Annotated in this window: 9 protein-coding genes; 5 read left to right on the top strand and 4 right to left on the bottom strand. The window is 74.1% G+C overall.

Annotation, left to right across the window (positions count from 1 at the left end):
* The first annotated feature begins 120 nt into the window (after positions 1–120).
* On the top strand, positions 121–303 hold the full coding sequence (locus ABZ646_RS28150; RefSeq protein WP_360524574.1) for a hypothetical protein: 183 nt from the start codon (positions 121–123) through the stop codon (positions 301–303).
* Positions 304–314: 11 nt separating this feature from the next.
* On the opposite strand, the gene ABZ646_RS28145 is transcribed toward ABZ646_RS28150, so the two are convergent.
* From ABZ646_RS28145 to ABZ646_RS28135, 3 genes are read right to left on the bottom strand one after another with little or no spacing between them, the layout of a single operon-like run.
* Positions 315–1334, bottom strand: a complete 1020-nt coding sequence (locus ABZ646_RS28145) for a TolB-like translocation protein (RefSeq protein ID WP_360524571.1) — start codon at positions 1332–1334, stop codon at positions 315–317.
* On the bottom strand, positions 1331–2728 hold the full coding sequence (locus ABZ646_RS28140; protein ID WP_360524577.1) for an MFS transporter: 1398 nt from the start codon (positions 2726–2728) through the stop codon (positions 1331–1333). Before ABZ646_RS28140 ends, ABZ646_RS28145 begins: the two co-directional genes overlap by 4 nt.
* 43 nt (positions 2729–2771) lie before the next feature.
* Entirely contained in the window at positions 2772–3671 is a 900-nt protein-coding gene (locus ABZ646_RS28135; protein WP_360524568.1) for an alkaline phosphatase family protein, read from the bottom strand.
* 134 nt (positions 3672–3805) lie between these two features.
* Between ABZ646_RS28135 and ABZ646_RS28130 the strand changes: the two genes are divergently transcribed.
* Both ABZ646_RS28130 and ABZ646_RS28125 read left to right on the top strand, forming a co-directional pair.
* Positions 3806–4732: a DUF72 domain-containing protein gene (locus ABZ646_RS28130; protein ID WP_360524565.1), complete on the top strand. Its 927-nt coding sequence runs from the start codon at positions 3806–3808 to the stop codon at positions 4730–4732.
* Positions 4733–4772: 40 nt separating this feature from the next.
* Positions 4773–7766: a bifunctional [glutamine synthetase] adenylyltransferase/[glutamine synthetase]-adenylyl-L-tyrosine phosphorylase gene (locus ABZ646_RS28125; protein WP_360524562.1), complete on the top strand. Its 2994-nt coding sequence runs from the start codon at positions 4773–4775 to the stop codon at positions 7764–7766.
* 20 nt (positions 7767–7786) lie between these two features.
* Here ABZ646_RS28125 and ABZ646_RS28120 read toward each other — a convergent pair whose 3' ends face one another.
* A complete protein-coding gene (locus ABZ646_RS28120; RefSeq protein WP_360524559.1) occupies positions 7787–8398 on the bottom strand; it encodes a TetR/AcrR family transcriptional regulator C-terminal domain-containing protein in 612 nt (203 codons plus the stop codon).
* A gap of 177 nt (positions 8399–8575) precedes the next feature.
* Between ABZ646_RS28120 and ABZ646_RS28115 the strand changes: the two genes are divergently transcribed.
* The gene (locus ABZ646_RS28115) at positions 8576–10036 is read left to right on the top strand and encodes an APC family permease (RefSeq protein WP_360524556.1); all 1461 of its coding nucleotides are present in this window, start codon (positions 8576–8578) and stop codon (positions 10034–10036) included.
* Positions 10037–10065: 29 nt separating this feature from the next.
* A partial coding sequence (locus ABZ646_RS28110; protein WP_360524553.1) for an amidohydrolase family protein occupies positions 10066–11467 on the top strand: 1402 nt, incomplete at its 3' end.

Genomic DNA, 11467 nt, shown 5'->3' with positions numbered 1-11467 from the left:
GCCGGCCGGGCCGGTCCGGGCCCTCATCGAGGAGCACAGCCTGCATCATCGACCGCCTTCGAGCTGCGGAAGAACCTGCCGGTGCTGTAGGTTCTCCCGCCTTTCCCGCAGATGGGGTCGGTGCTCCAGGAGCACCGACCCCATCCGGCGTCAGGGGCCCCGCCGTCCCGGTTCCTCACCCCGCTGCTCTACGGCACCGGTACCACCAGCAAGCCGCTCGGCGCGCACGTCTGCCGGGACATCGACACCGGCCACGGTGTGCCCGCCGGGTGCGAGATGGTCAAGATGCCGCAGACGGTCTGAGACCGCCCGGATCAGCGGACGAACGCCGGGGACACCGCCGAGACGCTGATGCGGCGCGGTGTCCCCGTGCCGTTCGCCGGTATCTCGTACAGGTCCGCGCCGTAGTCCCCCGGCAGCGCGTACACGATCGTGCGGGAGTCCTTCCACACCGCCTGGTCGTCCACGCTCCGGGGCTCCGCGAGCGGGGTTTCGCGCATCGTCCTCAGGTCGAGGACGTACAGGCGCCAGGGGGCGTCCTTCGGGAGGCCCGGGACCCGTTTCTTGTAGGCGATGCGGGTGCCGTCGGGGGAGAGGGACGGGCATTCGACGTTCGGGTGGACGGTGGTGAGCGTGCGGGTGCGCAGGTCGCCGCGGACCAGGTAGGTCGAGCCCTTCGTGGCCAGCGTCGCGTAGAAGGTGGTGTCGTCCGGGGCGAAGGTCACGCCCCAGAAGTTGACGTCCGCCGCGTGGTAGGTCCTGCCGTCCTTGACGACGCGGAAGGCCTCCAGGGACGGGATCAGGGTGCCCGTACGGGTGTCCACGATCGCCGTACGGGTGGAGAAGTTCGTGCCCGCGTACGAGTCGCCGCCCACGAACGCCGTCCAGGCGGCGTAGCGGCCGGACGGGGAGACCCGGGCCCGGGACGGGATGCCCGGGACGTCGTAGTGCGCCCTCGGGTGCAGGCGGGCGTCCAGGATCAGGGCCCGGTACGTGTCCGAGACCGGGCCGTGGACGGCTTGCAGGCACACGCCCGTGCCCGCCGCGGCGTAGAAGCGCAGGCACTTGACGCCGGAGGAGGTACGGGGACCGGAGGGGGCCGACGCGGGAGTCGTGGTCAGTTCGTCGCGGTGCGGGCCCCAGGCCATGTTGCGGAAGATCATGCGGCCGGGGGCGGTCAGCGTCACCGTCCCGGGGGTGACCTTCGCGGCGCCCGTCTGCGGGTGGTCGCGGCGCTCCGCCCGTGCCGACGCGTGCAGGACGGAGGCCAGGGCTATCGCCCCCAGCACCGCGAGGGCGGACGCGAGGATCAGGATGCGGGACCTCAGGGTCATACGGCTGCCTCCCGGGAGGGGCGGAGGGTGAGGGCGTAGGCGGCGCAGACCGCCAGCGCACCCGTGGACGCCAGCAGCGCCGTACGGTCGCCCCACAGCGTCCACGCCGCGCCGAACGCCAGCGAGCAGACGAAACGCGCGCCCGCCTGGCCCGTCTGGACCAGCGCCAGGCCCGACGAGCGCAGTTCCCGGGGCACGCCGTCCGACGCGACCGCCATCAGGACCCCGTCGGTCGCGGCGTAGAACGTGCCGTGCAGGGCGAGGACCGCGTAGGGGAGCGCCGCGCCGTGCCAGGACGTGAGCAGCAGGGTGTAGGCGAGCAGCAGGGCCGCGTGGCCCGCGAGGAACACCCGCCAGCGGCCCCAGCGGTCCGCCAGCCGGCCGAGCGGGACGGCCAGGACGAGGAACGCGGCCGCCGTGCCGAGGGGGAGCAGGGCGAACCAGCGGTCCGTGACGCCGAGGCGCCGTTGCAGCAGCAGGTACACGAACGAGTCGCTCACCGTGGCGAGGCCGAGCAGCAGCGCGCAGACGGTGATCCGGCGCAGGTCACGACGGCCCAGCAGACCGACCGCCGCCCGCAGCGTGGGACGCGACCCCGCAGCACCGATCCCACGCCCGGCCCCGCCCCCGCTGCCCGCCACCGTCCCGGACGTCCCGGCCCCGCGCCCGCTGCCCGGCGCCGGTTCGGACGTGCCGGCCCCGCGCCCGCCGCCCGCCGTGGCCGGTTCGGACGTGCCGGTCCCGCGCCCGCTGCCCGGTGCCGGTCCCGTCGTGTCGGTTCCGTGTCCGCCGCCCGGTACGAACAGCACCAGGATGAGCACGCCCAGCACCGCCACGCAGAAGCTCACCGTGAAGACCGCGTCGTAGCCGTCCACCGCCGCCCGCAGGATGAGGAACGCGGCCAGTGGGCCGAGCAGCGCGCCCGCGGTGTCCATCGCGCGGTGCACCCCGAAGGCGCGGCCCCGGGTCTCCGGGGTGCTGGAGAGCGAGATCAGGGCGTCCCGGGGAGCCGTGCGCAGCCCCTTGCCGGTGCGGTCCGCCGCCAGGACCAGACCGATGGGGGTGAGGGTGTGGGCGACCAGCAGGAGGGGCTTGCACAGGGCCGAGAGGGCGTAGCCCGCACCCGCCACCCACTTGTGGCGGCCGCCGCCGCGGTCGGCGAGGTGGCCGCCGACCAGGCGTACGACCGCCGAGAAACCGTTGTAGACGCCGTCGAGGAGGCCGAAGCCCAGGGGCGACAGGCCGAGGCCCGTCACCAGGTACAGCGGGAGGACCGCGGTGACCATCTCGGAGGAGACGTCCGTGATCAGGCTGACGGTGCCGAGGGCGAGGACGGTGGGGGCGATCGTGGTGCGGTACCGCCCGGCCGTCGCGGGCCGGGCGGTACCTTCCACGGACGCCGTCGGGTCGCTCGCGCGGCTGTCCGCTACGTACACGTCAGGACGCCCAGATCCCGGTGATGTCGGAGGAGGACGCCGCGTTGCCCGCGTGCGCGGCCAGGCCCTGGCTGTCCTCCAGGGTGCGCAGCAGGTCGTAGTGGTCGTACGTGGTGGACGAGGTCGAGCCCGCGGTCACCGGCTGGCCGTACAGGACGGTCGGGATGCGGTTGCCGGCCAGGCGGTTGTCCTCGTCCATGGTGACGACGAGGAGGCTGTTGTGGGTCTTGGCCCAGGTCGCGTACGCGCCCAGGTTGTTCTTCAGCCAGGTGTCACCGGTGGACACCGAGCAGTCGTGCATGTCGCTGCACAGGTTGGGGGTGACGAAGGACAGCTGGGGGAGGGTCGAGTAGTCGGTCGGGAACTGGGCGAACGTCTTCGCGGTCGACGTCGGCACGTTGCTGAAGCCGAACCAGGGGTTGTGCTTCTGCGCGTAGTTGCCGCTGCTGCACGTGGTCGAGCCCTGGCTGGGCAGGGTCTCGTTGTAGCTGGCCCAGGTGCGGCCGGCCGCGAGCTGCTCGGAGGCCAGGTTGGCGGCCGAGGAGAAGCCGGGCTTCACGCAGCTGTCGTCGGTGACGCCCTGGGTGGAGCCGGAGAACAGGGCGTAGTAGTTGGGCTGGCTGGGGTGGGTCTCGGCGTACATCTGGGTCAGGTTGGCGCCGCCGGTGGCCAGCGAGTTGATGTAGGGGGCGCTGGAGGAGCCGATGACCTGGCTGTAGGCGTGGTTCTCGAAGACCACGACGATCACGTGGTCGGGGGTCGGTACGGCACTCGCGGCGTGCGCGGACGTGCCGCCGAGCCCGGTCCACAGGCCGATCGCGGCCGCGGTGAAGGCGGTGGCCGAGGCCACCGCCGTACGGGCGCGGCGGAGCTTCGCCGAACGTGCGGAACTGCCGGACACATCAACCTCCGGGGGAGAGGACGGAGTTGCGGGGTGGCGGTGCGGACAGAGCATGCACACGCCAAGACTCCCACGGCTCACAGGATTCGACCCCGTGGGTGAAGAGCCGGTGAACGCCGGGTACTTGCGCCCCCATGGCACGCATCCTCGTGGGCACCTGTGGCTGGACCGACCGCGCCCTGGTGGCGAGCGGCTGGTACCCGCCCGGCCGGCGCGACCCGGAGGGCCGGCTGCGGCACTACGCCGGCCAATTCCCGGTCGTCGAGGCCGACTCCCCGTACTACGCCCTCCCGGCCGCCCGCACCGCCCGGCTCTGGGCGGACCGCACCCCGGACGGCTTCCGCTTCGACGTCAAGGCGTTCTCCCTCCTCACCGGCCACCCCACCCGCCCGGCCGCCCTCCCCGCCGACCTGCGCGGCCACCCCCGCGACGAAGGCCTGCGCGCGGAGGTCTGGGCCCGCTACGCCGAGGCCGTCGACCCCCTGCGCCGCTCCGGCCGCCTGGGCACCCTCCTCTTCCAGTACCCGCCCTCCCTGGCCCCCGGCCCCGCCGCGGAGGCCGCCGTCAGGGCCGCCAGGGAACGCGCCCGCGACTGGCCGTTCGCCGTGGAGTTCCGCCACCCCGACTGGTGGCGCAGCGGGCGTACGACGGCGTTCCTGCGGGACCTGGACGCCACCGCCGTCGCCGTGGACACCGCCCGCGGCCTGCCCGGCTCCCTCCCTCCGACGGCCCAGGTCACCACCCCTCGCCTGGCGGTCGTCCGCTTCCACGGACGCAGCCCGCACTGGGGCACCGGCACCAAGGAGGACCGCTTCCGCCACACCTACACCGTCCCCGAGCTCACCGAGTGGCTGCCGCGCCTGCGCACCCTGGCCGAGCAGGCCGAAGAGGTCCATGTCCTGTTCAACAACTGCTGCGCGGACAGCGCCGCGCAGGCGGCCCGGACGATGACGGAACTGCTCACCGCCCCCCTGCCGCACCAGCGCCGCGCCCCGGCCACCCCACAGCCGGTCCGTCTCACCCACCGCGCGCCCGAGGCCGGCCCGGGCCGCTCCGGTTAGTCTCGTCTGACCAGCACCGTGATCCCAGGGGAGGCCGCAGATGACGCCGGGGCGCAGGAGCAGTACCTTCACGCGGCTGCTGCGGCACGGCTTCACCGATGCCTCGGCCGCCGAGCGGCTGCTGGACAGCGCCGAGCTGGCCGCCGTACGCGACGACCCGGTGCTCCTCGAAGCCCTGGGTGCCACCGCCGACCCCGACCTCGCCCTGCACGGCCTGGTACGGCTCCTGGAGGCCCAGCCGGGACCCACCGCCCGCCGCGAGCTGCTCGACACCCTGATAGCGGCCAAGCCGCTGCGGGACCGCCTGCTGGGCGTCCTCGGCGCCTCCGCCGCCCTCGCCGACCACCTCGCCCGGCACCCGCGCGACTGGGAGGCCCTGGTCACCTACGAGCCCCGCGACCTGCACCCCGGAGTCGCGGAGTTCGAACGCGGCCTCGCCGAGGCCGGCGACCCCGTCTCCCTCCGGGTCGCCTACCGGCGCTGCCTGCTGTCCATCGCCGCCCGTGACGTCTGCGGCACCACCGACGTCGCCGAGACCGCCGCCGAGCTCGCCGACCTCGCCACCGCCACCCTGCGCGCCGCCCTCGCGCTCGCCGAGAGCGCCGCGCCCTCGGACGCCGCCCGCTGCCGGCTCGCGGTGATCGCCATGGGCAAGTGCGGCGGCCACGAACTGAACTACGTCTCCGACGTCGACGTCATCTTCGTCGGCGAGGCCGCGGGCGAGGCCGACGAGGCCGAGGCGCTGCGGTCCGCCACCAAGCTGGCCTCGCACATGATGCGGATCTGCTCGGAGACGACGGTGGAGGGCTCCATCTGGCCCGTCGACGCCAACCTCCGCCCCGAGGGCCGCAACGGGCCCCTCGTCCGCACCCTCAGCAGCCACCTCGCCTACTACCAGCGCTGGGCCAAGACCTGGGAGTTCCAGGCCCTGCTCAAGGCCCGCCCGGTCGCCGGCGACCTCGACCTCGGCGCGGAGTACGTCGCCGCGCTCGAACCCCTGGTCTGGAAGGCCGCCGAGCGCGAGAACTTCGTCGTCGACGTGCAGAAGATGCGCCGCCGGGTCGTGGAGAACATCCCCGCCGCCGAGATCGACCGCGAGCTGAAACTCGGGCCGGGTGGCCTCAGGGACGTCGAATTCGCCGTCCAGCTGCTGCAGTTGGTGCACGGAAGGGCGGACGCCTCGCTGCGCTCCGGCACCACCCTGGACGCGCTCCACGCCCTCGCGTCCGGCGGGTACGTCGGCCGCGAGGACGCCGCCCGGCTCGACGAGGCCTACCGCTTCCTGCGCTCCATGGAGCACCGCATCCAGCTCTACCGGCTGCGCCGCACCCACCTGGTCCCCGAGGACGAGGCCGACCTGCGCCGCCTCGGCCGCTCGCTCGGCCTGCGCACCGACCCGGTGGCCGAGCTGACCCGCGAGTGGAAGCGGCACGCGGGCGTCGTACGGCGCCTGCACGAGAAGCTCTTCTACCGCCCGCTGCTCGACGCCGTCGCCCAACTCGCCCCTGGCGAGACCCGGTTGAGCGCCGAAGCGGCCCGGGAACGCCTGGTGGCGCTCGGCTACACCGATCCGGCCGCCGCCCTGCGCCACCTGGAGGCGCTTGCCTCCGGCGTCACCCGCAAGGCCGCCATCCAGCGCACCCTGCTGCCCGTCCTGCTGGGCTGGTTCGCCGACTCCGCCGACCCCGACGCGGGCCTGCTGAACTTCCGCAAGGTCTCCGACGCGCTCGGCAAGACCCCCTGGTACCTGCGGCTGCTCAGGGACGAGGGGGCCGCCGCCGAGAACCTCGCGCGCGTGCTCTCCGCCGGTCGCCTCGCCCCCGATCTGCTGATGCGCGCCCCCGAGGCGGTGGCCCTGCTCGGCGACGGCGACGGGGGCGGCCTGGAGCCGCGCGGCCGCGGTCCGCTGGAGCAGGAGATCCTCGCCGCCGCCGGCCGCGCCGACAACGCCGAGGACGGGGTGCGGGCCGCGCGCGGTGTGCGCCGCCGTGAGCTGTTCCGTACGGCCGCCGCCGATATCGTCGACTCCTACGGCACCGAGACCAAGCCCGCCGAGGCCGACCAGGGCGCCCTGGTCGACCGGGTCGGCGCGGCGGTCTCCGACCTGACCGCGGCCACCCTCGCCGGCACCCTGCGCGCGGTCGTCCGCGACGGCTGGGGCGCCACCCTGCCCACCAGGTTCGCCGTGATCGGCATGGGCCGGTTCGGCGGCCACGAACTGGGCTACGGCTCCGACGCGGACGTCGTCTTCGTGCACGAACCGCAGGAGGGCGTGGACGAACGGGAGGCCGCCGACGCCGCCAACAAGGTGGTCGCCGAGATGCGCAGGCTGCTCCAGATCCCCAGCGCCGACCCGCCGTTGCTCATCGACGCGGACCTGCGCCCCGAGGGCAAGTCCGGGCCGCTGGTGCGCACGCTGAAGTCCTACGAGGCGTACTACCGCCGGTGGTCGCTGGTGTGGGAGTCGCAGGCCCTGCTGCGCGCCGAGCCCGTCGCCGGGGACGAGGAGCTGGGGCGCCGGTTCGTCGAGCTGATCGACCCGCTGCGGTATCCGGCGCGGGGGCTCGGCGAGGACGCGGTGCGCGAGATCCGGCGGCTGAAGGCACGCATGGAGTCCGAGCGGCTGCCGCGCGGCGCCGACCCGAAACTGCACACCAAGCTCGGGCCGGGCGGGCTGTCCGACGTCGAGTGGACCGTGCAGCTGCTGCAACTGCGGCACGGCTGGACCGAGCCGGGGCTGCGGACCACCCGGACCCGGGCGGCGCTGGCCGCGGCGGAGGCGGCGGGGCTGCTGGGGGCCGAGGAGGCCGGGATCCTGGACGAGGCGTGGGTGCTGGCCACCCGGGTGCGCAACGCCGTGATGCTGGTGCGGGGGCGGGCGGGGGACACGTTCCCCACCGAGAGCCGGGAGCTGGCCGCCGTCGGGCGGTACCTGGGGTACGGGGACGGGCACGCCGGGGACATGCTGGACGCGTACCGGCGGACCGCGCGTCGGGCCAGGGCGGTGGTGGAGGAGCTTTTCTACGGCGCCTGAGAGGTCGGAGCCCGGCGCCCCTAGAGGGGCGCCCCGAGCAACGCTCTGGCGTGGTTCACGAGGCCTGCGAGCCCCACCTCGAAGGCCCGGTCCGCGCGGCCGTCGCCCACCGCTGCCAGCGCCTGGGCCAGGTGCGGGGTCGGTACGTCCGTCGTCAGCTCCCACATCGCCTCCGGGGCCGACAGGTCCAGTGCCGAGCCCAGGACCAGGTTCTCCACGGCGATCAGCAGCGGCATCACGTCCGCCGCGGCGAAGCCCGCCGCCAGCAGCACCGTGACCGCCCGCTCGTACTGCTCCAGGACCCGGGGCGCGCGCACCGGTGACGTCATCAGGAGCGGGATCGCCCTCGGGTGCGCGGCGAACGCGGCCCGGTAGGAGCGGGCCCAGGCATCCAGGGCGGTGTCCCAGGGGGCCAGGTCCAGGGTCGACGGGTCGATCGCGGAGGTGACCCGCTCCCGCAGCAGTTCGACGATGCCGTCCCGGCCGTCCACATGGTGGTACAGCGAGCCGGCCTGCGTGCCGAGCCGCTTCGCGATCTGGGGGACGCTGAAGTCGCCCTGCTCGTCCACGAGTTGCAATGCGGTCGTGGTGATCCGCTCCCGGTCGAGGAGCGGGGTGCGTGGCCGTCCCATCAGTGTGCTCTCCCCCGAAGGTGTGAAACAGGTCTTCCCGGATGTCCAGGAGGAGGCTACATTGCCAAAACCGAAAGGCTTTAGATTTACGGGTCCGGGGCAGCCCCTGCCCCGGTAGCGCCGGTCACCCCGCACGCCCGGAACCCTCCCGTCCGCTGCGCTCGAAGGGCTCCCTCCATGTCCGTCACCGCTCGCGAGGAGACCACGCCGCCTGCCACGGCGACGCTCCGCTCCGGCTCGCTCGGCACCGCCGACATCGCCTTCTTCGTCATCTCCGCCGCCGCCCCGCTCACCGTGATGGCCGGCGTGGCCCCCCTCGCCGTCCTGCTCGGCGGCATCGGGGCCCCGGCCGGCTACCTCATCGCCGGCATCACCCTCGCCGTCTTCGCCGTCGGCTTCACCACCATGAGCCGGCACATCAGGAACGGCGGCGCGTTCTACGCGTACATCACCCGCGGCCTCGGCCGACCCGTCGGCATCGGCGCCGCCCTGCTCGCGCTGATCGGCTACAACGGCATGGAGATCGGCGTCTACGGCCTGCTCGGCAGCGCCGGCCGGGACACCGCCAAGGCCCTCTTCGGCGTCGACGTCCCCTGGCTGCCGATCGCCCTCGCCGGGCTGCTCCTCATCGGCTACGGCGGTTACCGCTCCATCGAGTTCGGCGCCAAGCTGCTGGGCGTGCTGCTGGTCGCCGAGACCGGGATCCTCGTCCTGCTCGCGGGCGGGGTGCTGGTCAAGGGCGGCGCGCACGGCCTGTCGGCCGCCTCCTTCGCCCCGGGCCACGTCCTCGTCCCCGGTACGGCCGTCGTCCTCGCCTTCGCCTTCGCCGCCTTCACCGGCTTCGAGTCCACGGTCATCTACCGGCGCGAGGCCCGCGACCCCGAGCGCACCGTGCCGCGCGCCACCTACGTGGCCGTCGCGTTCCTCGGCCTCTTCTACGCCTTCATGGTGTGGATCGTCATCCAGGCCTTCGGCGACCGGGACGTCATCGCGGCCGCCGCCAAGGACCCCGGTGGCCTCTTCTTCACCGCCATCACCAGCTACGTCGGCGGCTGGGCGGCCGACCTGATGCACGTCTTCATCGTCACCAGCATCATCGCCTCCCTCCTCGCCTTCCACAACGCGATCAACCGGTACGCCCTGGCTCTCGCCGAGGAGGGCGTGCTGCCGAGACGGCTGGGCACGATCCACCCCCGCCACCGCTCCCCGTACCTGGCCGGGGCCGCCCAGACCGTGGTCGGCCTGGTGGTCGTGGGCGGTTTCTGGGCGGCCGGCGCCGACCCGTACAACCAGCTGTTGCTGTGGGTCAACACCCCCGGGATGATCGGCCTGTTCGTGCTCCAGCTGCTCGCCGCGATCGCCGTGCCCTGTTACTTCCGGCGGGTCCGGCACGAGGAGGGCGTGGTACGCACCGTGCTCGCCCCGACCGTCGCCGCCGTCCTGCTCGCCACCGCCATAGGCCTGGTCATCACGCACATCGACCTGTTCACCGGCGCGTCGGACGCGGTCAACACCCTGCTGATCCTGATCGCGCCCGCCGTGTTCGTCGCCGGTCTCGGCCTCGCGTGGTGGCTGCGCCGCTCACGGCCCGCCGTGTACGCGGACTTCGCGGCCGAGCCCGCCGACGCCACCGAATGACCGTACGCAACCAAGGAGCCCAGCCAGCCATGACCACCGCCCCCGACCTGGTCCTCACCGGTGCCGAGGTCCGCACCCTCGACCCCGCCCGGCCCCGCGCCACCGCCGTCGCCGTACGCGACGGGCTGATCGCCGCCGTGGGCGACGAACGGGACGTGTCCGACTGGCGGCGGCCCGGCACCGAGGTCGTCGACCTGGACGGCGCCCATCTGGTGCCGGGACTGGTGGACGCGCACAGCCACCCCGTGTGGGGACTGGACATGACGACCGGCGCCGACCTGTCGGGGGTGACCGGCCTGGCGGGCCTGAAGGCGGCGCTCGCCGGGGCCGACCGCGTCGACGGCTGGGTGATCGGCTTCGGCCTCGACCACAACGCGTTCGAGGGGCGACCGGTGGACCGCGCGCTCGTCGAGGACGTACTCGGCGGCGCCCCCGCCTTCCTGCGGCTGTACGACGGGCACTCGGCCCTCGCCACCGGCGCGGCGCTGACCGCGGCGGGGCTGACGGGCGCGCGGGCCTTCGGGCAGCGGTCGCAGATCGTGTGCGACGCCGACGGCCGCCCCACCGGGCACCTGATCGAGCACGCGGCGATGCAGCTGGTCGAGCGGGTGATGCCCCGCCCGTCGTACGCGGCCCGCAGGCGGCGGCTCGTGGAGCTGCTGGGCGCGATGGCCGCGACCGGGCTGACCGGGGCGCACGTCATGGACGCGGGGGACGCCGAGCTGGTCGGGGCGGTGGCCGAGGAGACCGTCCTGCCGCTGCGGTTGCGCTTCGCGCCCTGGTGCATGCCGGGCGTCGACGAGGCCGGGCTGGCGGAACTGGTCGCGGCCCAGGGGCAGGGCGGCCGGCACTGGACGGTCGGCGGGGTGAAGTTCTTCATGGACGGGACGGTGGAAGGGGGAACCGCCTGGCTGGAGCACGCGGACTGCCACGGGCAGGGGACGGCGGCGTTCTGGCCCGACCCGGACGCCTACGCGGCCGCCGTACGGCACCTGCACGCGGCCGGGGTGCGCACGGCCACGCACGCGATCGGGGACGCGGCGGTACGGCACGTCCTGGACGTGGTGGCGGGGCTGGGGGCGGGTGCGGCGGGCCGGCACCGCATCGAGCACATCGAGACGGCGCCGGACGACCTGCTGCCCCGGTTCGCGGAGCTGGGGGTGGCCGCGTCCATGCAGCCGCCGCACACCGCGTACACCCGGGCCGACGGCACCGACGAGTGGTCCCGCCGACTGGGCACCGCACGCGCCCGGCACGCCTGGCGCCTGCGCGACCTGCGCGACGCGGGCGCGACGGTCGCCCTCGGCTCGGACTGGCCGATCGCCCACTACGACGCACGGGCGGTCCTCGCGACCGCCCGCGCACCACGCGGAGCGGCGTCGGCACGGGCGGGGCTGACGGCCCTGGAGGCCCTGGAGGGCTGCACGACCC

The organism is Streptomyces sp. NPDC007162, from assembly GCF_040634175.1.
Classification (GTDB): domain Bacteria; phylum Actinomycetota; class Actinomycetes; order Streptomycetales; family Streptomycetaceae; genus Streptomyces.
The sequence above is the reverse complement of the archived record's forward strand: the minus strand, read 5'-3'. Positions and strand labels throughout refer to the sequence as shown.